At 72.7% G+C, this 19,869-nt stretch carries 19 protein-coding genes and 1 tRNA gene; 10 read left to right on the top strand and 10 right to left on the bottom strand.

Annotated features, from left to right (window positions below):
• Positions 1-7 precede the first annotated feature (7 nt).
• The gene (locus QQZ14_RS05415) at positions 8-577 is read left to right on the top strand and encodes a hypothetical protein (RefSeq protein WP_284533197.1); all 570 of its coding nucleotides are present in this window, start codon (positions 8-10) and stop codon (positions 575-577) included.
• A gap of 16 nt (positions 578-593) precedes the next feature.
• Here QQZ14_RS05415 and QQZ14_RS05420 read toward each other — a convergent pair whose 3' ends face one another.
• A complete protein-coding gene (locus QQZ14_RS05420; RefSeq protein WP_284533198.1) occupies positions 594-1,805 on the bottom strand; it encodes a DUF4032 domain-containing protein in 1,212 nt (403 codons plus the stop codon).
• 62 nt (positions 1,806-1,867) lie between these two features.
• Here QQZ14_RS05420 and QQZ14_RS05425 point away from each other — a divergent pair, with 62 nt between their 5' ends.
• The 3 genes from QQZ14_RS05425 to QQZ14_RS05435 all read left to right on the top strand — a co-directional run bounded on the left by QQZ14_RS05425 (position 1,868) and on the right by QQZ14_RS05435 (position 3,201).
• Complete coding sequence (locus QQZ14_RS05425) at positions 1,868-2,317, top strand: nuclear transport factor 2 family protein (RefSeq protein WP_284533199.1); 450 nt, start codon at positions 1,868-1,870, stop codon at positions 2,315-2,317.
• Between the two features lie 33 nt (positions 2,318-2,350).
• The gene (locus QQZ14_RS05430; RefSeq protein ID WP_284533200.1) at positions 2,351-3,073 is read left to right on the top strand and encodes an SDR family NAD(P)-dependent oxidoreductase; all 723 of its coding nucleotides are present in this window, start codon (positions 2,351-2,353) and stop codon (positions 3,071-3,073) included.
• A 55-nt stretch (positions 3,074-3,128) separates the two neighbouring features.
• A tRNA-Thr gene (locus QQZ14_RS05435) sits at positions 3,129-3,201 on the top strand.
• Positions 3,202-3,215: 14 nt separating this feature from the next.
• Here QQZ14_RS05435 and QQZ14_RS05440 read toward each other — a convergent pair.
• Both QQZ14_RS05440 and pdxY read right to left on the bottom strand, forming a co-directional pair.
• A complete protein-coding gene (locus tag QQZ14_RS05440; RefSeq protein ID WP_284533201.1) occupies positions 3,216-3,863 on the bottom strand; it encodes a DUF305 domain-containing protein in 648 nt (215 codons plus the stop codon).
• Positions 3,864-3,952: 89 nt separating this feature from the next.
• Complete coding sequence (gene pdxY / locus QQZ14_RS05445) at positions 3,953-4,804, bottom strand: pyridoxal kinase PdxY (RefSeq protein ID WP_284533202.1); 852 nt, start codon at positions 4,802-4,804, stop codon at positions 3,953-3,955.
• A gap of 277 nt (positions 4,805-5,081) precedes the next feature.
• Between pdxY and QQZ14_RS05450 the strand changes: the two genes are divergently transcribed.
• Both QQZ14_RS05450 and QQZ14_RS05455 read left to right on the top strand, forming a co-directional pair.
• Positions 5,082-6,716: a GMC family oxidoreductase gene (locus QQZ14_RS05450; protein ID WP_284533203.1), complete on the top strand. Its 1,635-nt coding sequence runs from the start codon at positions 5,082-5,084 to the stop codon at positions 6,714-6,716.
• Between the two features lie 5 nt (positions 6,717-6,721).
• The gene (locus QQZ14_RS05455) at positions 6,722-8,281 is read left to right on the top strand and encodes a succinic semialdehyde dehydrogenase (RefSeq protein WP_284533204.1); all 1,560 of its coding nucleotides are present in this window, start codon (positions 6,722-6,724) and stop codon (positions 8,279-8,281) included.
• 126 nt (positions 8,282-8,407) lie between these two features.
• Here the strand turns inward: QQZ14_RS05455 and QQZ14_RS05460 are convergent, their stop codons facing one another.
• The 4 genes from QQZ14_RS05460 to QQZ14_RS05475 all read right to left on the bottom strand — a co-directional run bounded on the left by QQZ14_RS05460 (position 8,408) and on the right by QQZ14_RS05475 (position 12,498).
• Complete coding sequence (locus tag QQZ14_RS05460) at positions 8,408-9,184, bottom strand: dioxygenase family protein (protein ID WP_284533205.1); 777 nt, start codon at positions 9,182-9,184, stop codon at positions 8,408-8,410.
• 28 nt (positions 9,185-9,212) lie between these two features.
• Positions 9,213-9,869, bottom strand: a complete 657-nt coding sequence (locus tag QQZ14_RS05465; RefSeq protein WP_284533237.1) for a uracil-DNA glycosylase — start codon at positions 9,867-9,869, stop codon at positions 9,213-9,215.
• Positions 9,870-9,946: 77 nt separating this feature from the next.
• Positions 9,947-10,978, bottom strand: coding sequence for a hypothetical protein (locus QQZ14_RS05470; protein ID WP_284533206.1), 1,032 nt, complete (start codon positions 10,976-10,978; stop codon positions 9,947-9,949).
• A complete protein-coding gene (locus QQZ14_RS05475) occupies positions 10,975-12,498 on the bottom strand; it encodes a flavin monoamine oxidase family protein (RefSeq protein ID WP_284533207.1) in 1,524 nt (507 codons plus the stop codon). The genes QQZ14_RS05470 and QQZ14_RS05475 overlap by 4 nt, the downstream gene beginning before the upstream one ends.
• 67 nt (positions 12,499-12,565) lie before the next feature.
• Between QQZ14_RS05475 and QQZ14_RS05480 the strand changes: the two genes are divergently transcribed.
• Both QQZ14_RS05480 and QQZ14_RS05485 read left to right on the top strand, forming a co-directional pair.
• Entirely contained in the window at positions 12,566-13,249 is a 684-nt protein-coding gene (locus QQZ14_RS05480; RefSeq protein ID WP_284533208.1) for a TetR/AcrR family transcriptional regulator, read from the top strand.
• Positions 13,246-14,163: a carbohydrate kinase family protein gene (locus tag QQZ14_RS05485; RefSeq protein WP_284533209.1), complete on the top strand. Its 918-nt coding sequence runs from the start codon at positions 13,246-13,248 to the stop codon at positions 14,161-14,163. Before QQZ14_RS05480 ends, QQZ14_RS05485 begins: the two co-directional genes overlap by 4 nt.
• Before the next feature lie 202 nt (positions 14,164-14,365).
• Here QQZ14_RS05485 and QQZ14_RS05490 read toward each other — a convergent pair whose 3' ends face one another.
• Genes QQZ14_RS05490 through QQZ14_RS05500 form a run of 3 tightly spaced genes read right to left on the bottom strand, consistent with a single transcriptional unit; the run spans position 14,366 to position 18,920 of the window.
• Positions 14,366-16,099, bottom strand: coding sequence for a hypothetical protein (locus QQZ14_RS05490; protein ID WP_284533210.1), 1,734 nt, complete (start codon positions 16,097-16,099; stop codon positions 14,366-14,368).
• Between the two features lie 32 nt (positions 16,100-16,131).
• Positions 16,132-17,592 carry a pyridoxal phosphate-dependent decarboxylase family protein gene (locus QQZ14_RS05495; RefSeq protein ID WP_284533211.1) on the bottom strand — a complete coding sequence of 487 codons (1,461 nt, stop codon included), beginning with the start codon at positions 17,590-17,592 and terminating at the stop codon, positions 16,132-16,134.
• Complete coding sequence (locus tag QQZ14_RS05500; protein WP_284533212.1) at positions 17,589-18,920, bottom strand: MFS transporter; 1,332 nt, start codon at positions 18,918-18,920, stop codon at positions 17,589-17,591. The genes QQZ14_RS05495 and QQZ14_RS05500 overlap by 4 nt, the downstream gene beginning before the upstream one ends.
• A gap of 127 nt (positions 18,921-19,047) precedes the next feature.
• Between QQZ14_RS05500 and QQZ14_RS05505 the strand changes: the two genes are divergently transcribed.
• Together QQZ14_RS05505 and QQZ14_RS05510 are read left to right on the top strand one after the other, a co-directional pair.
• Positions 19,048-19,344: a hypothetical protein gene (locus QQZ14_RS05505; protein WP_284533213.1), complete on the top strand. Its 297-nt coding sequence runs from the start codon at positions 19,048-19,050 to the stop codon at positions 19,342-19,344.
• Positions 19,341-19,841, top strand: coding sequence for a hypothetical protein (locus tag QQZ14_RS05510; protein WP_284533214.1), 501 nt, complete (start codon positions 19,341-19,343; stop codon positions 19,839-19,841). Before QQZ14_RS05505 ends, QQZ14_RS05510 begins: the two co-directional genes overlap by 4 nt.
• Positions 19,842-19,869 lie beyond the last annotated feature (28 nt).

Raw genomic sequence — 19,869 nt, forward strand, 5'->3', positions numbered from 1 at the left:
GACCACGATGACCCCTCAGATGTCGGCCGGTGCGGACCAGTCCGCGCCCGCCCAGCGGCTCTCGATCGGCCTCCCGCGCGCGGGCAGCCGCACCGGCTCCGGCGCCGCACCGCTCAAGGACAACCACTACCAGCTGCTGCAGCTGATCCTGTTCTGGGCCGGCGCGATCCTGCTCCCGCTCGGCCTGGTGGTGATCGTGCTCGGCTGGTACGGCGCCGCGCACACGCCGTACCAGTACGACCAGCTGTCCTACGTCGTCTCCGGCGGCCTGCTCGGCCTCGGGCTGACGTTCACCGGCGGGTTCCTGTACTTCGGCGCCTGGCTGGCGCGGATCGCCGCCGACGGCAAGGAGTCCTCCAAGCGGCTCGCCGACACGCTGCTCGTGCTCGCCGACGTGACCTCGCGCTCGGCCCACCAGCGTGACGACGGGGTCGACGTCTCGGGGCTGCCGGTGACCGCCGGCGACGGCACCACCATGCACCGCCGCGACTGCGCCCTCATCGCCCACCGCGACGACCTGCATCCCGTGGGGGAGAACAACGGCCACCTCACCCCCTGCCGCATCTGCCGCCCCTGACCGAGGCCGCGTCGGGTCAGTCCGACTCCTCGGCGGCGACCTTCTCCTCGGGCTTCGCGAGCAGGTAGTTCTCGATGTAGTGCCGGGCGCTGTCGAAGATGTTGACCGCGTGGCCGGCGTTCTCGGAGAGGTACCACCGGTGCACGAGCATCTCGTGGAAGATCTCGGCCGGCTCGAGCTTGCCGCGGGCCTCGGGCGGCACCATCGCCATGATCGGCTCGTAGACCTGCTGCATCCACCTGGTGGCGACCAGGCTGCGGTCCTCGCGCCCGAGGTCGAAGTGGGCGGTGAACGACGCGATGTCGTTGAGCATCCGGCGGGCCTGGGCGTCCTCGACGTCGAGCCCCGTGAGCGCCTGCAGCTCCCGGCTGTGGTGACCGAGCTCCACGACCTTGGGCTGGATCCGCACCCGGTCACCGTTCCAGTCGGTGACGATGTCGAGCTCGTCGACGTCGAAGCCGAGGTCGTTGAGCCGCTCCACCCGGCGCTCGATGCGCCACAGCTCGCCGCTCGAGAACTCCTCGGGACGGGTCAGCTCGTCCCAGAGCGCGTGGTAGCGCTCGGTGAGCAGGTCGACGATCGCGTGCGCCTGCACCTCGTGGTCGAGCGACTCGCTGGCCTGGAGGTCGAGCAGCTCGGCGAAGACGTTCTCCACGGCCACGGTGACGTCGTACTCGCGCAGGTTGTCGGACAGGGTCGGCTTGAGCTCGCCGGTCTCGGCGTCGACGAGGTACGCCGCGAACCCGCCGGCGTCGCGACGGAACAGCACGTTCGACAGCGACACGTCGCCCCAGTAGAAGTCGGCCAGGTGCAGCCGGACCAGCAGCACCACCATCGCGTCGATCAGCTCGGGCAGGTTGGCTGCGGTGAGGCCGTGCGCGAACAGGCTGCGGTAGGGGAGCGAGAACTGCAGGTGCTCGGTGAGCAGTGCCGCCGGCAGCTCCTCGCCGTTCTCGTCGACCCGGCCCGTCACCACGCCCTGGGGCGTCACCGACGGCAGGCCGAGGCGCTGGAGGTCGCGCAGCAGGCGGTACTCGCGGAACGCCATCTCCTCCACGGTCTCCTTGACCGCGTAGGTGTTGTCGCCCAGCCGCACGATCCGCACCACGTGCCGCGACAGCCCCCGGGGCAGCGGCACCACGTGCTCGGTCCAGTCCTCGAGGGGCACGGCCCAGGGGAGCTGGAGCAGGGAGGGGTCGGGCCGGTTGGCCACGATGCGGAGAGCCACCCCCCGAGGCTACTGCCCGAGACATGTAGAACGTGTTCTAGTAATGGTGTAGCGTCCGCGCCGTGCAGCTCACCGACGGCGACCGCATCCGCGGCCTGCTCGGGACCTACTGCCGGCTCATCGACGCCGGCGACTTCGCCGGCGTCGGCGCGCTGATGGCCGGCGCGGTGCTGCGCACCGAGGTCGGCACGGTGCTGGCCACGGGTGCCGAGGAGGTCGAGCGGCTGTACGCCGGGCTCGTGCGTCTCCACGACGACGGCACGCCCGGCACCCAGCACCTCGTCTCCAACACCACCTTCGACGAGCCCGCGGCCGACGGCACGGTGACCGCGACCTCGGCGTACCTCGTCTTCCAGGCGACCGCCGCGGTGCCGCTGCAGCCGATCGTCACCGGCACGTACGTCGACACCTTCGCGCCCGACTCCTCGGCGGGCGGCTGGCGCTTCACCGAGCGCCGGTTCGGCATCGGTCGCTCGGGCGTCCTCGAGCACCACCTCACGATCACTCTCTAGCCACCCTGTCGCCACCTCCCGAAAGGCCGGACCATGAACGAGCCAGGCAGCCGCGTCGTCGTCGTCACCGGAGCCGCGTCCGGCATCGGGCACGCCACCGCGGCACTGTTCCGCGACCTCGGCGACACCGTCTTCGGCCTCGACATCCGCCCGAGCGTCCCCGAGGGCGTCACGTACGTCGAGTGCAACGTCGGCGACCGGGCCTCGGTGCTCGCGGCCGTCGGGACGTGCGCCGCCGGCGGCCGCATCGACGTGCTCGCGAACGTCGCCGGGATCGTCCAGTTCGGCCGGATCGAGACCGTGACCGAGGAGGAGTGGGACCGGGTGCACGCGGTCGACCTCAAGGGCCCGTTCATGCTGATCCAGGCCGCGCTGCCGCACCTGCGCGCCTGCGGCGGCAACATCGTCAACGTCTCGTCCGTCGCGGGCAACAAGGCGCAGCCCTACGCCACGGCGTACGCCGCCGCCAAGGGCGGGCTCACCCAGCTCACCCGGGCCCTCGCGCTCGAGCTGGCGCCGGAGGGGATCCGCGTCAACGCGGTCTGCCCCGGCACCGTGGACACCCCGATCGTCGAGCAGGTGTTCCACAAGCTCACCGACGACCTCGACGCCCGGGTCGCCGACCGGCTCATGATGATGCTGCCCGGCGGCGCCATCCGCCCCGACGAGATCGGCTCTGCGATCGTCTACCTCGCCTCGCCGCAGGCGCGGATGATCACCGGCGAGATCCTCGCGTTCGACGGTGGCATGAGCTGAGCCGGGCAGCCGACCCGTAGCATGTGGCACCGCCGCGGCTTCTGGCCGCGGTGCGGCCGCGTTAGCTCAGCTGGTAGAGCATCCGCCTTGTAAGCGGACGGTCAGGAGTTCGACTCTCCTACGCGGCTCCGACCTCAGCCGATCAGTCCTGCAGCAGTGCCTGCATCTCCTCGACCTCGGCCTGCTGGGTGGTGACGACCTCCTCGGCGAGCGCGATCGCCGGCGGGTACTGCCCGTGGGTCAGCTCGTGGCGGGCCATCGAGATCGCCCCCTGGTGGTGGCGGATCATCATCCGCAGCCAGCGACCCTCGAAGGCTGCGGCCCGACACCGGGCGAGGAGGTCGAGGTCGGCGCCGTCCAGCGCCCACGGTCCCATCCGGCTGCGCATCAGCCCCTGCATCGCACCGGTCTTCGACCGGGTCGTCATCGTGTCGTCGTCCATCGGCTCGTCGGGTGCGGGCGGCACCGGGCCGTCCCAGGCCGTCAGCCAGGCCTCCAGCTCCTCGAGGTCGGCGGTCTGCTCGGCGACGATCCGCGTCGTGAGCTCGGTGAACCCGGTGGAGACCTCGCGTTGCCCCGCGAGGTCGACCAGTTGCAGCCCCTGCTCGTGGTGGGGGACCATCTCGGCCGCGAACGCGACGTCGAACTGGTTGTGGCCCGGGTCGGCGGACGCTCGCGCGGTCGTCGGTGCGACGTCCGTCCCGCACCCGGCGAGCACCGTCGCGGCGAGCGCCCCGGCCGCCAGGGCCGTCGCGGCGCGCCGGAGGACGGGCCGGCCGGGTCTGAGCATGCTTCGACCGTAGGTCGCCTACCGCCGGGTAACCCGGGGCGAAGGTCCCGACCCGTGGGACCGGCGACCCGGTACGCCAAGATCGAGGCTCAGCGGAGCCGGCGTACCTCGAACCGCGCCGGGGGATGGGCGATCGCCTCCTGGGCGGCGACCAGCTGGATCTCTCGGGTGCCCGCCGCGAGGGTCTCCTCGAGGATCGCGAACACCGACGACGTGGTCCGGGCGAGCGCGGTCTCGGCCGACCCCGTGCCGCGCAGGTGTGCGAGGTAGAGCGCGGCCGTGACGTCACCGCAGCCGTTCGGCGTGATCGGCAGCAGCGGCGTCTCCACCGCCCAGGCGCCGGCATCGGAGACCGCGACCACGTCGATGCGCCCCTCGGGGACCTCGCCGTGCACGACGCTGGTGACCAGCACGTCGCGCGGCCCGCGCTCGCGGAGCTCGTCGACGGCGTCGACGATCTCGGCCAGCCTGCTCGTCGCCCGGCCCGTGAGGAAGTCCAGCTCGAAGTGGTTGGGCGTCAGGATGTCCGCGCGCGGCACCACGGTGTCGCGGAGGTACTCCGGGATGCCCGGCCGCACGAACATGCCGCGCCCCACGTCGCCCATCACCGGGTCGCAGCAGTAGACCGCGTCCGGGTTGAGCTCCTTGACCCGGGCGACCGCGTCGAGGATCACCGCGCCGACCGCCGGGTCGCCCTGGTAGCCCGACAGCACCGCGTCGATCCCGGCCAGCGCGCCGCGATCGCCGATGCCGGCGATCACCTCGCGCACGTCCACGGGGTCCAGGAGCGGGCCGCGCCAGGCGCCGTACCCGGTGTGGTTGGAGAAGTGCACGGTGTTCACCGGCCACACCTCGTGGCCCAGCCGCTGGAGGGGGAACACCGCCGCCGAGTTGCCGACGTGGCCGTAGGCCACCGAGGACTGGATGGAGAGGATCTGCACCAGGGCATCCTCTCGTACGGCGGGTCTGCGTGGTGGTGTGCGCTTGCCATGGGCACGCGGGTGCTGACCGCTGGTGGGATGACTCGCTCAGCTGCAGAGTTGCTCCGGTCTCGAGACGCCGGTCGCCTCCTCGACCTCCTCGCAGACACAGGGTCTGCGGTCTTGGCGAGCGAGCTCGCAAGGAGCGCAGCCCCTGGCTCGGACAACTAGAACACGTTACAGTGTGGCCGCGCACACATTCCTGCGGTATGCCGCCCTGCTCCAGCGAGGTTGACCCATGGCCAAGACGCCGTACCAGAACGAGGCCGACTACGTGGTGGTCGGCTCCGGCAGCTCGGGCGCCGCGATCGCGGGCCGGCTGGCCCAGTCGGGCGCGAGCGTGATCGTGCTCGAGGCCGGCAAGAGCGACGAGCAGTACCTGGTGAAGAAGCCCGGCATGATCGGCCCGATGCACTCGGTCCCCGAGATCAAGAAGCGGGTCGACTGGGGCTACTACTCCACGCCGCAGAAGCACATCCTGGACCGCAAGATGCCCGTCCCGCGCGGCAAGGTCGTCGGCGGCTCCAGCTCGATCAACGGCATGGTCTACGTCCGCGGCAACCGTGCCAACTACGACGCCTGGGCCGCCGAGGGCTGCACCGGCTGGTCGGCCGACGAGGTCAACGCGGCGTACCAGCGCATGGAGGACTTCGAGGGCGGTGCCAACGACTACCGCGGCGCCGGCGGGCCGATCAAGGTCACCCGCAACGCCGCGCCGCAGGAGGGCTCGCTGCAGTTCATCCAGGCGACCTCCGACGTGCTCGGCGTGAAGGTGCTCGACGACTACAACGCCGAGTCGCAGGAGGGCGTCAGCCGGATGCAGCAGAACGCTGCCGGCGGCCTGCGCTACAGCGCGTCTCGCGGCTACATCCACAACCTCGACGTGCCGACCCTGCAGCTGCAGACCGAGGTGCTGGTCACCAAGGTCGTCGTCGAGAACGGCCGCGCCGCCGGCGTGGAGGTGACCGACCTCGGCAAGGGAGGCGGGAGCCGCCGTACGGTCCGGGCCGGCAAGGAGGTCATCCTCTCGGCCGGGTTCGTCGGCTCGGCGCAGATCCTGATGCTCTCGGGCATCGGCCACGCCCAGCACCTGCGCGACCACGGCATCGACGTGCTCGCCGACCTGCCGGTCGGCGACAACCTGCACGACCACCTCTTCCACGCGCTGACCTTCCACGTGACGACGTCGAAGATGCGCGGCAACGCCTTCTTCTTCGGCAAGGGCGTGCTCAAGGAGGCGCTGCGCCCGGGCAAGACGTTCATGGCCAACTCGGTGTTCGAGGCGGTCGCGTTCCTGCGTACGTCCCAGGCGACCGACGTGCCGGACCTCCAGCTGCACCTGCTGCCGTGGTCGTACGTCTCGCCCAACCAGGACGAGCCGATCCGCCACGACGTCGACCCGCGCACCTCGATCACGCTGCTCTCGACGCTGATCTACCCCCGCAGCCGCGGCACCCTGCGGCTGGCGTCCAGCGACCCGACCGCCGCGCCGCTGATCGACTTCCAGTACCTCGCAGACCCCGGCGACCTCGAGGTGCTGGCCGAGGGCTCGGAGATGGTCCGCGAGATCATGGGCGGCGCGGCGTTCGGCGGGGCGGTGAAGGAGGAGATCCACCCCGGCGCCGGCCTCAAGGGCCAGGCGCTGCGCGACGCGATCCTCAACCGCGCGACGTCGGTCTACCACGGTGTCGGCACCTGCCGGATGGGCGCCGACGAGCTCTCGGTGGTCACCCCCGACCTCAAGGTCCGCGGCATCGAGGGCCTCCGGGTCTGCGACGCCTCGATCATGCCGTCGATCACCGGTGGCAACACCAACGCGCCGTCGATCATGATCGGCGAACGCGGCGCGGACCTCGTGCTCGGGAAGGCGTGAGTGCCATGGCTCTGCAGCGACCGGCGTCGATCACCGACGCGTTCCTCGACAGGCTCGTCTCCCGCGTGCCCTCCACCAGCGGCGGCACCTGGAAGCTCACCGAGGTCTACACCGGCGACGTGCTCGTCGAGCTGCCGCAGTCGACGCCCGCCGACATCGAGGCAGCCTTCGCGACCGCCCGGGAGGCCCAGCGCTCCTGGGCTGCGAGGCCGCTCAAGGAGCGGCTCGCGGTCTTCAAGCGCGCGCACAGCCTCTTCCTCGACAACGCCCAGACCACGACCGACCTGATCCAGGTCGAGAGCGGCAAGAACCGGCGGATGGCGATCGAGGAGACCTGCGACCCGGTGATGGTGATGAGCCACTACCTCAAGCGGGCGCCGCACCTGCTCAAGCCGGTCAGGCGCGGCGGCCCGGTGCCGCTGCTCAGCACGTCCACCGAGATCCGCCAGCCCAAGGGCGTCGTCGGCATCATCGCGCCCTGGAACTTCCCGTTCGCCACCGGCATCTCCGACTCGATCTCGGCGCTGATGGCCGGCAACGCGATCGTGCTCAAGCCCGACAACAAGACCGCGCTGTCGCCGCTCTACGGCATCCAGATGCTCGAGGAGGCCGGCCTCCCGAAGGGCCTGTTCCAGGTCGTCTGCGGCGAGGGTCCGGACGTCGGCCCCACGCTGATCGACAACGCCAACTACGTGATGTTCACCGGGTCCACCGCGACCGGCCGGGTGATCGGCGAGCGGGCGGGGCGCAACCTGATCGGCTGCTGCCTCGAGCTCGGTGGCAAGAACCCGATGATCGTCCTCGAGGACGCGAACCTGGACGAGGTCGTGCAGGGCGCGATCTTCGGCGCGTTCGGCAACACCGGCCAGATCTGCATGCACGTCGAGCGGATGTACCTGCCGGCGTCGCGGTACGACGAGTTCAAGTCCCGGTTCGTGGCCGCGACCGAGGCGCTGACGATCGGGGCGTCGTACGACTTCGGCCCCGACATGGGCTCGCTGGTCTCGCCCGACCACATGGAGCGGGTCAAGGCCCACGTCGACGACGCGGTCGCCAAGGGCGCCACCGTCCTCACCGGCGGCAAGCCACGACCCGACCTCGGGCCGGCGTTCTTCGAGCCGACGATCCTCGAGGGCGTCACCAAGGACATGCTGTGCGGGGTCACCGAGACGTTCGGTCCGGTCGTCGCGCTGCACCGGTACTCGTCGGTCGACGAGGCGGTCGCGCTGGCGAACGACACGGAGTACGGCCTCAACGCCTCGGTGTGGGGCGGCGACCTCGCCACCGCCTGCCAGGTCGGCAAGCGGATCGAGTCGGGCAACGTGAACGTCAACGACATCCTCGCCACGGCGTTCGCCTCGAAGGGCACGCCGTCCGGCGGCGTCAAGCAGTCGGGCGTCGGTGCCCGCCACGGCGACCAGGGCCTGCTGAAGTACACCGACGTCCAGAACCTCGCCGTGCTGAAGAAGCAGGTGATGGGCGCCAAGCCCGGCGCGGACTACGACAAGTACGTCAAGGGGATGCTCAGCGGCCTGCGGATGATGCGCAAGACCCGCATCCGCTGAACGGCACGAGCCCGACTCCGGTCTCACTGGATGTCGACGCGCCATCGCGCCTTCGCAAGCTCAGGCGCGGGGCTTGCTCAATCTGCCTTCGCCCACGCGCTGCGCTCGTGCCTCGCGCAGCGCTGCTCAGGCAACCTGGAGCGAGCGCTTGGAGAGACCCATCCAGAAGCCGTCGATGACCTGGAGGCCCGGGTCGGTGGGGTCGCTGGCCGCGCCCAGGGTGACGAACAGCGGCGTGTAGTGCTCCACGGTCGGGTGGGCGTAGGGCATGCCCGGGGCGTGCGCGCGGTAGTTCGCGAGCTCGTCGACGTCGCCGCGCGTGAGCGCCTCGCCGGCCCACGCGTCGAAGTCCTTGGACCAGCCCGGAGCGGCGGCGTCGATGCGCCAGTCCTTGAGGAACGGCAGGCCGTGGGTCAGGAAGCCCGAGCCGATGATCAGCACGCCCTCGTCGCGCAGCGGGCGCAGCCGCTCGCCGAGCCGCATCAGCCGGACCGGGTCGTGGGTCGGCAGCGACATCTGGAGCACCGGGACGTCGCCGTGCGGGTACATGATCTTGAGCGGCACCCACGCGCCGTGGTCGAGCCCGCGGCTCGCGTGCTGGTGGACCGGCTCGGCGGCCGGCATCATCGCCGCGACCCGCTGGGCGAGCGCGGTGGCGTCGGGGGTCTCGTAGGTCATCCGGTAGTAGCGGGCGTCGAAGCCGCCGAAGTCGTAGACCAGCGGCGCACCGCTCGCGCTGAGGCTGACCGGAGCGGACTCCCAGTGGGCGCTGACGATGAGGATCGCCTGGGGCTTCGGGAGGTCCCGCGCCCACGCCGCGAGCTGGCCCGACCACACCGGGTCGTCGAGCAGCGGCGGGGCACCGTGGCCGATGTAGAGAGCAGGCATGCGCGCGTCGTTCATGACTGCCACAATAGTTGTAGGTTCAACTTTATTCCAGCGGGAGAGACCAGTCCAGGGGTACGGCGCCCTGCTCGACGAGCAGCGCGTTCGCGCGGCTGAAGGGGCGCGACCCGAAGAACCCGCGGTACGCCGACAGCGGGGACGGGTGTGGAGACTCGACGACCGGGACCGCGCCCAGCATCGGCTTGAGGTTGCGGGCGTCGCTGCCCCAGAGGATCGCCACGAGCGGTCCGCCCCGCCGCGCGAGCGCCTCGATCGCGCGCGCCGTGATCGGCTCCCAGCCCTTGCCGCGGTGACTGTTCGAGGCACCGGGCTGCACGGTCAGGCTCCTGTTGAGCAGCATCACGCCCTGGTCGGCCCACGCCGTCAGGTCGCCGTGGCGCGGCGGCATGATCCCGAGGTCGTCGCGCAGCTCGGTGTAGATGTTCACCAGGCTGGGCGGCAGCGGCCACACGTCGCGACGGACCGCGAAGCTGAGCCCGATCGGGTGCTCCGGGTTGGGGTAGGGATCCTGCCCGACGATCAGCACGCGGACGTCCGCGAGCGGGCGCTCGAACGCGCGGAAGACACGCTCGCCCGTGGGCTGGTAGGGCCGGCCCGCCGCGAGCTCCTCGCGCAGGAACCGCCCCATCGCCGCGATCTGCTCGTCCACCGGCGCCAGGGCCTGGGCCCAGTCCGGCGCCATCAGCCCCTTGTCGACCAGCCCTGCCAGTGCGCTCACGTCCGGCAGGCTAGCGGTCGGGCGGCCGGTCCAGGCACGCCTCAGAACCCAGCGCGGCGCGGCAGGTACGGCGCGCGGCCGGGCTCGCCCACGTGCACGTCGAGGATCGCCTGGTGGGTGGCGTCGCCGGCGACGGCGGACTGGTTGGCGACCAGCACGCTCGGCCCCAGGAACGTCGCGCTGCAGGGGGTGTCGAAGGGGATCGGCGAGCCGTTGTCGCCGGTGAGGGCCGTGCCGTAGCGCTGCACCTCGTCGCCGGTGGCGGTCAGCTCGACGAGCTGGTTGGACAGGCCGGCGAGCGCGACGTACACGTGCCCGGACCGGCCGATGCCGAACCCGTCGGGCAGGTCGCCGGGCTGGGACGTCCACAGCGTCTCGATCCGCCCCGGCCGGCCGTGCTCGCCGACCGGCAGCCGGTAGAGCGCTCCGTTGGTGGGCAGCGTCCCGCCGTCGCTGACGGTCTGCTGGGTGATCAGCAGGTCGTGGCGCCCCGGTCGGTAGCGGATGCCCGTCGTGCCGAACTCGGCGACCCCGGTGAGCGCGGGCGAGGCGAACCAGCGCCGCGGCGTCCGCGACCCGTGCGGCACCTTCCAGATCACGCCCTCGGCGTAGTCGGTCACGAACATCGCGCCGCCCGGCCCCCAGGTGACGTAGTTGGGCACCGCGCCGTCGGGGAACCGCACGACCCGGCGCAACCGCCCGGTCCTCACGTCCAGCGTCAGCACCGACGCGGTCGAGGTCTCCAGCAGCACCAGCCGGCCGTCGTGCGTCTGGTTGGCGACCTGGACGCCGTGGTCCTCGCCGAGCCGCTGGCCCGGCACCGTCCAGCTGCGCAGCAGGGTGCCGTCGGCGCGCCACTCGAACACCCGCGAGGGCGCCGAGCTGCCGGAGTCGATGTAGCTGCCGGCGTACACGCGACCGTTGGTGTGGACGTGGACGTACGCCGGCAAGCCGGGCGCCGGCACCAGCGAGAGCACGCGGGTGTCGCCGTCCTCCCGGTTGGCCGCGGCGGCCGGCGACCAGCAGGTGAGCGCCAGGACGCCCGCGGCGAGGGCGGCCGTCAGCCGGCTCACAGTCGCTCCCCGACCTCGAGCGCGGCCCGCTCGCCGGCGCGCACCGCGCCGTCCATGTAGCCGGTCCAGTACGTCGAGGTCTCGGTGCCGGCCCAGTGGACCCGGCCGAACGGCTTCCGGATCGCCGACCCGAACCGCACCATCGTGCCGGGCGCGTAGTTGGCGACCGGGCCGCCCGTGGTCCAGCGCTCCTGCGTCCAGTCCTGCTCGGTGTAGTCGATGGGGTGCAGGGCCTGCTCGCCGAACATCGCCGCGAAGCCCTCGAGCACCGCCTGGCGGCGCTCGGCGAGCGGCAGCACGCCGTACTGCCGCCAGGTCGACCCGCCGACGAAGGCCAGCAGCACGCCCGGCTCGCCCTCCTTCGGGCAGTTGTCGAACACCGCGCGCGCCGCACCGGAGTCGTTGATGCCGAAGCCGGTGAGCCCGGCCTCGCGCCAGAACGGCGTCGGGTAGACCGCGTCGCACTTCATCAGCTGGCCCATGTCGAGGTGGCGGAGCAGCTGGAGTCGGCGGGTCGGCAGCCGCGGGAACCAGTCGATGTCGAGCACCAGGGGCGGGGGAGCGGCCACGACGACGCGCCGCGCGCGGACCGTGCCGCGGGCGCTGTGCACGACCACGTGCCCGTCGCGCTGCTCGATGCGCCGGACCGGTGCACGCAGCGCCACGACGTCGCCGAGCCGGCGGGCCAGCCGCAGCGGCACCAGCTGGGAGCCGCCGACGAACCGGCGCTCCTGGGCGGCGTTCGCGGTGTCGGAGTTGCGCGAGAACGTGCCGACGTTGCGCTCGTTGCCCGAGCAGGCGATGTACCAGAGCACGTAGAGCAGCGAGAGCTCGTTGGGGTCGGCGCCGAACCCGGGCTGGGTCCAGCACTCCATGAGGTTCTCGACGCCGTCGCCGTTGATCGCGTTGGCGCGGATCCACTCGCCGAACGTCGTCGCGTCCCACTCCGCCGCGCTCGGGTGGCTCCACGGCGCGTCGACGGGGATCTCGGCGGCCATGCTGTCGATGCGGCTGAGCAGGATCGCCGCGTCGGGGAGGATCGTGGGGTCGGGCGGCACCGTCCCGGAGTACTCCTGGCGGCCGGTGATCGAGGAGACGTAGACGCTGTTGCCGGTGTTGTACTCCTTGAACGTCGGGACCTTCAGCTCGCGCGCGAGCCGCAGGATGTGGTCCTGGGTCGGTCCGACGAAGGCGCCGCCCGCCTCGATGGTGGCGCCGTGGGTGCCGGGGCCGCTGAGCCGGTGGTTGAGCACCCGCCCGCCGACGCGGCCGCGGGCCTCGAGCAGGAGTACGTCGTGGCCGCGGCGCGCCAGGTCGTGGGCGGCGACCAGGCCCGAGATGCCGCCGCCGACGACGACGGCGTCGACCTTCCGCGGCAGCGAGCCCTGGCGCGAGCCGGCGGCCACTGCGTCGTGCAGCGCGCCGGTGCCGAGCGCGAGGCCGGCCACGGAGGCGGTGCCGAGCAGCAGACGGCGAGAGATCCGGGCCCGGGTCAGGGTGGAGGGCAGGGGCTGGGTCACGGCGGCTCCTGGGGCGTCCAGATGTGAACATGTGTCACATTCGGTTTCGTACCCTACACTCGGCGTCGTGCCTGCCGCGACCCCGACCACAGCCCCGAAGCGACGGGTCCCCCGGCAGGAGCGCAGCCGCCGCCGCGTCGAGGGTCTCCTCGACGCGGCGGCGCGGCTCGTCGTCGAGCACGGCGTCGAGGCGGTGAGCACCCGGGACATCGCGGAGGCGGCCGGCGCTCCGGTCGCCTCGCTGTACCAGTACTTCTCCGACAAGGAGGACGTCATGCTCGCGCTCGCCCAGCGCGACATGGACGAGATGGACGCCCAGGTCGCCGAGGACCTCGCCGCGGTCGAGGTGCTCTCGGTGGCGAGCCTGGTACGGACCACGATGCAGGCGTTCGTGCGGGTCTACCACCGGCGTCCGGCGTTCGTGGAGATCTACCTCCGCGGCCGCACCAACCTCGCCGTGCACCGCTTCGGCCGGGAGCACAACGCCCGGATCGCCGAGACGCTGCAGGCCTTCGCCGTCGAGGCCGGGCTGGCCCGGCCCGACCTGCCGGCGTCGGCAGCGGTGCTGGCCGTCGAGGTCGGCGACCGGGTCTTCCAGCTCGCGTTCGAGCGGTCCCTCGACGGCGACGACGCGATGGTCGAGGAGGGCATCGCCCTGGTGACGGCCTACCTCGAGCGCTACGCCACCCCCGCGGGCCTCGCCGGCGTACGACCGCCGGCCGGCCACGAGACCGACCAGGAGCAGCCATGAAGATCGCCACGATCGGCGTCCACGTCCTCGACACCCACGTGATCGGCATCGAGTCGATCCCCGACGGCTCCGACGGCCAGCTCGTCGAGACCATCCGGGTCTCCCCGGCCGGGACCGCGGGCGGTACGGCGGTCGAGCTGAGCCGGCTCGGTGCGGAGGTGCTGAGCTTCGGTGCGGTCGGCGACGACCCGATCGGCGTCACCCTCCTCGCGCTCCTCGAGCGCGAGGGCGTCGACGTGTCCGGGCTGGTGCGCAAGGCCGACCAGCAGACCTCGGCCTCGGTGATCCCGGTGCGGCCCAACGGCGACCGCCCGGCCTGGCACTGCATCGGCGCCAACGGCGCCTTCACCCTCGACGACCTCGACCTCGCGGCGCTCGACGGCTGCACCCACGTGCACCTGGGCGGGCCGGAGTTCCTCGGCGGCGAGGCGGCGGGGCAGCTGCTGGCGCACGCCCGCTCGCTCGGTGCGACCACCTCGCTCGACCTCCTCGCGCCGGGCGACCCGGACATGCTCGCCTGGGTGGCCGGGGCCCTCCCGCACACCGACTACCTGCTGCCCAACGACGAGCAGGTGCTCGGGTTCACCGGCGCCCCGTCGCTCGCCGAGGGCGCGCGGGCGCTGGTCGAGGCCGGAGTCGGGTGCGTCGCGGTGACCCAGGGCAGCAAGGGCGCGCTCGTGGTCACCGCAGACGCGACGATCGAGGTGCCGGCGTACGCGATCGACGTGGTGGACACGACCGGCTGCGGTGACGCGTTCTCGGCGGGCTTCCTGCGGGCGCTGTCACTGGGGCGGGACCTGGGAGGCGCCGCCCGGCTGGGCTGTGCCACAGCCGCCCAGGTCGCGACGGGGCTGGGCACCGATGCGGGGAGCTACGACCTGGAGAGCGTGGTCGCGTTCGTGAGGGCCCGTTGATCAAGTCCATGGTCGGCTGACCGCCGCCATGCACGCACGCTGGCTGCGTTGCCGCCGCTCGACAGACGACCCGGTATGTCCTCGCGACGGCGCCTACACAACCACCCCACGACATCGCTCGCTTCGCTCCCGATGACGCGGGGACCCCGGGGTCGCACGCGCCTGACGACGCTCAGCTCGACCGAGACTCGATCAACAGGTCCTACGGCGTGAGGTCGACCGCCAGGTCGGTGGTCGTCTGCTCGCCGGGGCGCACCACGAGGGTGCCGTCGATCGCGTGCTGCCCCCACCCCCCGGTGCCGGTCGGCACGCCCGGGTCGTTCCACAGCTCCCACGTGACGCAGTCGCGGTAGGTGCCCGGCTCGAGCTCGCCGACGAAGACGCCGTCCTCGAGCGGCAGCTGCCCGTGGCAGGAGATCGCGGTGATGACGCCGGCCGTCCACAGCCACGGCTGTCCCGTGTCGGGGTCGACGAGCCGCACCCGCGCCGACCCCAGGGCCGGCGGTGGGGGCAGCGTGGCCTCGACCGGCGCGCGGCCGACCCGCACCCGGACCGGGTCGCTCGGCGTGGCGTACTGGTTGCGGGCGACGGTGACGTCGTACTCCCCGGCCGGGAGCCCGGAGACCACCACGTCGCCGCTGGTCGGCACCTCGCGCGTCGAGAACGTCGCGTCGGGCGAGGCGGAGTCGAGACGGACGTAGGAGCCCGGCTCGGCGTGCAGGGTGAGCTCGCCGGGGCCGGTCGGCGGCGCGAGGTGCACCCGGGCGGTGTGGCCCGCGCGGACCCGGACGATCGCGCGATCGGCCCGCCAGTCCTGGGCGTCGGGGAGGTTCTGGGTCCGCCAGGACGCGGTCAGGGCGTACCGCCCCGGCGCGAGCCCGCCGGTCCGGGCGCGGCCGTCGTGCACGATGAGCTTGCCCAGCCCCGGTCCGGACACGCGGCGCAGGCCGACGGCGCTGAAGTCGCCGAGGTCCGCGGTCACGGCGAGCGCGCCGAGTGAGCCTGCCCGCACGGCGACCGACAGGTTGCGCACCTCGCCGGGCTGCAGGGTCAGGTGGTAGACGCGCTTGGGGCCGCTGCCCCGGTCGAGGGAGCCGTCACTCTGCGCCCCCAGCCGCACCGTGAGCTGACGGTCGATCGGCAGCGGTCCGGTCCGGTAGCGGCCCGTGCGGGTGGTGGCGGTGTTGTGGTAGCGATGCACGGTGGACGTCGCGACGGCCACGTGCTCACCGCGGACGGGCCTGCCGCCGACCATGATCCGACCGGTCAGCAGGGGGCGGGGACCGAACCGCAGCGTGGCGCTCTCGCCGGCGGTCACCGTCACCGGCAGGTGCAGCCAGTCGAGCGTGACCTGGTGCGTCCCCGGGGCGAGGACCGGGAAGACGGTGACGTCCTGGTGGATCTCGGGCCACAACCCCGACACCCCGGGGCCGGAGAACGGCGGGACCCAGTGGCCGGTGTCGTCGACCACGGTGAGCGTCGCCGGGCGGACGACGTGGACGTCGCCCACGTCGACGGCCGGGCTGGCCGTCCCGCCGGAGACGTCGGTGGTGAAGTAGCCGTGCAGCGCCGGGAGGGTGAACGCCTGCTCGTCGGGTCCGACGTAGGTCTTGACGATCTCCGTGGCCTGCCAGACGTCGTCGCAGGCCGCGTCGCTCCCGCACACGACCAGCACGAACCGCGCCGGCCGGGCGGACCCCGGCAGCGAGAACGTGCCGTCGTTCGCCGTGGTCGTCGCGGCGGCGGCGTCCCGCTCGCCGTACGCCGTCATCCGGACCACCACCCCGCCCAACGGCCCCCCGCCGGGTCCGAGGACCCGCCCGGTGACGTCACCGGGCGGATCGGCGGCCGCCGTCGGCGGTGCGCCGACGGCGCCGAGGACGAGCGCGGTGAGCAGCGCGCCGAGCGCGGCTGCCAGGAGTGCACGGTGTCGCATGGTTGCCCCCGAGGTGGTCCGGTCTCGGCAGGCTACGCCCGTCGCGTCGGCCGTGACAGCCTGTCGAGGAACGCCACCAGCAGGGCCTCGCGCATCGCGGGCGAGGCGAGGTCGAGCATCGCGTTGACCTCGGCCATCCGATCGGGGAGCGCCAGACCGTCGGCGGCGTCGCCGCCCACCAGCCCGGCGGCCACCAGCAGCCCGTCGAAGTCCTCGTCGGTGAGGGCGGTGGGATCGAGGGCCGCGACGAACTCCGCGATGCCGGGGTCGACCGCCACCGGTCCGGCCGCGACCGCCGCGGCCACCGACTCCGTCAGGGCGGTGAGGAGCTCGTCGACGTGGGCGAGGGTGGCTGCGCTGACGGAGAGGTGGACGTTCGGCGGCTGCCCGGCGTACGACATCTGCGGTTGCACGTACCAGTCGCGGGCCGCCATCTCGTCGCAGATCGTGAACGCGTCGCACGTGCCGTCGGTGACCAGCGCGACGAGCGTGGAGTCGGGCACGCACACCAGGTCGATCTCGGGGATCGCGTCGACGCCGGCGACGATCCGGTCGACCGCCTCGAAGACCTCGCGGGTCAGCTGCTCGTAGCCCGCGTCGCCCAGCGACTGCACGACCGCCCACGCGCCGGCGAGCGGGCCGCCGGACTTCGTCGACTGGATCGTCGAGTTGAGCATGGTGTAGCCCGGCCAGTCGGCATGCGCGAAGTACTGCGGGCGCCGGTGCGCCGGCGAGCGGTGCAGCAGGACGGACGTGCCCTTGGGGGCGTAGGCGTACTTGTGCGTGTCGACCGAGATCGAGGTGACGCCGTCGACCGCGAACGTCCACGGCGGCACGTCGCGGCCGATCCGCGCGGCGTACGGCAGCACCCAGCCGCCGATGCAGCCGTCCACGTGGCAGCGGATGCCCCGCTCGGCGGCGGCCGCCGCCACCGGCGGGACCGGGTCGACGACGCCGTGGGCGTACGACGGGGCGGAGACGACCACGAGCACGGTGCGCTCGGCCGCCTCGTCGATCGCCGCCACCATGGCGGCCGGGTCGGCGCGGAAGTCGGCGCCGACCGGCACCACGACCGCCTCGACGCCGAAGTAGTGGGCGGCCTTGAGGAACGCCGCGTGCACGGTCGAGGGCACGACCATCCGCGGCCGCTCGACGTCGGGGCGGCTGTCGCGCGCGCCCTGGACGGTCAGCAGGCACGACTCGGTGCCGCCGGAGGTCACCGTGCCGACGGCATCGGGCGGGGCATCGAGCAGGTCGGCGGTGAACCCGACGAGCTCGTTCTCCATCTGCAGCAGGCTGGGGAACGCCGTGGGGTCGAGCCCGTTGGAGCCGGCGTACGCCGCGACCGCCTCGCGGCCGATCCGGTCCACGTCGGGGAGGCCGGAGTCGTAGACGTAGGCCAGCGTCCGGCCGCCGTGGACGGGCAGGTCCGCGGCCTGCATGGCCCGCAGCCGGGCGAGGGCGTCCCGGGGGTCGGGGGTCCCGGCGCTCATGCGGCCACCGCCGCGTCGACCTGGGCGGCGTCGAGCGAGTAGCGGCGCAGCCACAGCAGGCTCAGGGCCGTGAGCACCGCGGGCAGCACGGAGAAGCCGAGCACGATCGCGGTCAGCGCGGAGTCCGGCTGGACGACGTCGCCGTCGGTGGAGGAGCGGTAGCCGCCGATCGCCAGCACCAGCGCGAACACGCCCGGGCCGAGCGCGAGGCCGAGCGTCTCGCCGGCGGTCCACACGCCGGTGTAGACACCGGCCCGGTTGGTGCCGGTGCGCTGCGCGTCGACCGCGGCGGCGTCGGGCAGCATCGCCATCGGGAACACCTGGCAGCCGGCGTACCCGACCCCGACCAGCGCGACCGCGAGGTAGACGAACGCCGGGGGAGCACTGCGGGCGGTGGCGGCGAGCAGCGCACCGGCGCCGAGGATGACCGACGAGGCGAGGTAGCCGCGCTTCTTGCCCAGCGCGGTGCCGATCGCCGACCACGCCGGGGTGAGCAGCAGGGCCGGGCCGACGAAGCAGATGAACAGGATCGTCGCCGCGCCGTCCTTGCCGAGCACGTCCGAGGCCAGGTAGTCCACGCCCGCGAGCATGCAGCCGGTCGCGAGCGCCTGCACCACGAAGCAGGTTAGCAGCCAGCGGAAGTCGCGCGCGGTCGCGACGATGCGCAGCTGGTCGCGCAGGCCGCCGGCGCCGGGCTGCGGCGCGGCGAACCGGGCGCGGCCGGTGCCGGCGTACGCGCTCACCACCCCGACCAGGATGATCACCGCCATCGCGACGCCCATCACCCGGTAGCCCTCCCGGCCGCCGACCGCGTCGCGGATCGCCGGCGCGCTCGCGCCCGCGAGCATGATCGTGAACGCCAGGATCGCCACCCGCCAGGTCATCAGGCGCGTGCGCTCGTGGTACGACGAGGTCATCTCGGCGGGCATCGCGACGTAAGGGACCTGGAAGAACGCGTACGCCGTCGCGCACGCCAGGAACAGCACCAGCACCCAGGCGGCCTCGGCCACCGTGCCCATCTCCGGCGCCGCGAACAGCAGCCCGAACCCGACCGCCAGCGCGATGCCCGCCCGCAGCAGCCACGGCCGCCGCGGACCGCGCTCGTCGACGGTGCGGTCGCTGATCCGGCCCGCGATCGGGTTGAGCACCACGTCCCAGGCCTTGGGCAGGAACACGATGAACCCGGCGATGATCGCGCTGATCCCGAGGCTGTCGGTGAGGTACGGCAGGAGCATCAGACCCGGCACGGTCCCGAACGCGCCCGTCGCCACGGACCCCGACCCGTACCCGACCCGGACCCCGCGGGTCAGGCTGTCGCTGGCTGGCATGCGGGGAGGCTAGCGTGCAGACGCCCCGGGCGACGTCAACGAAACCTTCACGACTTCGCGGGTACGCCGGCAACGCACGCCGCCCAGACTGGGAGCAGAGCGCAGGCGAGACGAGGGGAGCGGGGCCATGATGCGAGGCTGGCACGACGGGATGATGAACGGCGGGTTCGGTGCCGTGTGGTTGTTCATGGGGCTCTTCTGGGTGCTGCTGCTGGGCCTGATCGTGGTGCTGGTCGTCCGGCTCCTGCCCGCCGGCGACGCCAGGTCGACCCGGGGCGCCGAGCCGCCCGCCGGTGGGCTGCCGGCCGGGTCGACGGAGTCGCCGGAGCAGACCCTCGACCGCCTGTTCGCGGTCGGGGAGATCGACGAGCAGACCTACCGCAGCCGCCGTACCGCGCTGGCCGAGATGAGGCGAGAGCAGTGACGGGCCGGACCGCCCAGCTGGTCGCCTTGGTCGCCGCGGTGGTGCTGCTGGTCGGGTCGGTGGTCGGCATGGTCGCCTGGACCGCTGCCCGCGACGACGACGGGGGCGGCTTCCGGCTCAGCGACAGCCGGGACCGGTGGCGCTGGGACGGCGACGGCTCCGTCGACGAACGCGGCCCGGGCTCGATGATGCGCGGCCGGATGATGGACGGCCCGCGCGCCGACTGGATGATGGGCTGGGACGACGGGTGGCGCGGCTCCACCCGGACCGTGACCGGCGACGGACCCGTCGACGAGCAGGGCGCCCAGGCGGCCGCGCAGACGTGGGTGGACACCTACGCCGCGGGCGCCGACCTGGGCGAGGCCGGCACGATGCCCATGGGCTACTGGTTCCGCGCCACCGAGGACGGGGACGTGATCGCTGTCATCATGGTCGACGACGACACCGGCACTGTGACGGGCCACCTGCTCGGCACGTGGGCGCCGGCGGGCAGCTGACGTCGCGGCGGGCCGCGGCTCGGAAGAG

Source organism: Nocardioides sp. T2.26MG-1 (assembly GCF_950101795.1).
GTDB lineage: Bacteria > Actinomycetota > Actinomycetes > Propionibacteriales > Nocardioidaceae > Nocardioides.

Bases quoted from the DNA above. Each gene is read 5' to 3' on its own strand.
- QQZ14_RS05490 (WP_284533210.1), bottom strand. From the start codon at position 16,099: ATGCGACACCGTGCACTCCTGGCAGCCGCGCTCGGCGCGCTGCTCACC.
- QQZ14_RS05500 (WP_284533212.1), bottom strand. From the start codon at position 18,920: ATGCCAGCCAGCGACAGCCTGACCCGCGGGGTCCGGGTCGGGTACGGG.
- QQZ14_RS05430 (WP_284533200.1), top strand. From the start codon at position 2,351: ATGAACGAGCCAGGCAGCCGCGTCGTCGTCGTCACCGGAGCCGCGTCC.
- QQZ14_RS05440 (WP_284533201.1), bottom strand. From the start codon at position 3,863: ATGCTCAGACCCGGCCGGCCCGTCCTCCGGCGCGCCGCGACGGCCCTG.
- QQZ14_RS05460 (WP_284533205.1), bottom strand. From the start codon at position 9,184: ATGAACGACGCGCGCATGCCTGCTCTCTACATCGGCCACGGTGCCCCG.
- QQZ14_RS05485 (WP_284533209.1), top strand. From the start codon at position 13,246: ATGAAGATCGCCACGATCGGCGTCCACGTCCTCGACACCCACGTGATC.
- QQZ14_RS05455 (WP_284533204.1), top strand. From the start codon at position 6,722: ATGGCTCTGCAGCGACCGGCGTCGATCACCGACGCGTTCCTCGACAGG.
- QQZ14_RS05450 (WP_284533203.1), top strand. From the start codon at position 5,082: ATGGCCAAGACGCCGTACCAGAACGAGGCCGACTACGTGGTGGTCGGC.
- QQZ14_RS05495 (WP_284533211.1), bottom strand. From the start codon at position 17,592: ATGAGCGCCGGGACCCCCGACCCCCGGGACGCCCTCGCCCGGCTGCGG.
- QQZ14_RS05505 (WP_284533213.1), top strand. From the start codon at position 19,048: ATGATGCGAGGCTGGCACGACGGGATGATGAACGGCGGGTTCGGTGCC.
- QQZ14_RS05465 (WP_284533237.1), bottom strand. From the start codon at position 9,869: ATGGCGCCGGACTGGGCCCAGGCCCTGGCGCCGGTGGACGAGCAGATC.
- QQZ14_RS05415 (WP_284533197.1), top strand. From the start codon at position 8: ATGACCCCTCAGATGTCGGCCGGTGCGGACCAGTCCGCGCCCGCCCAG.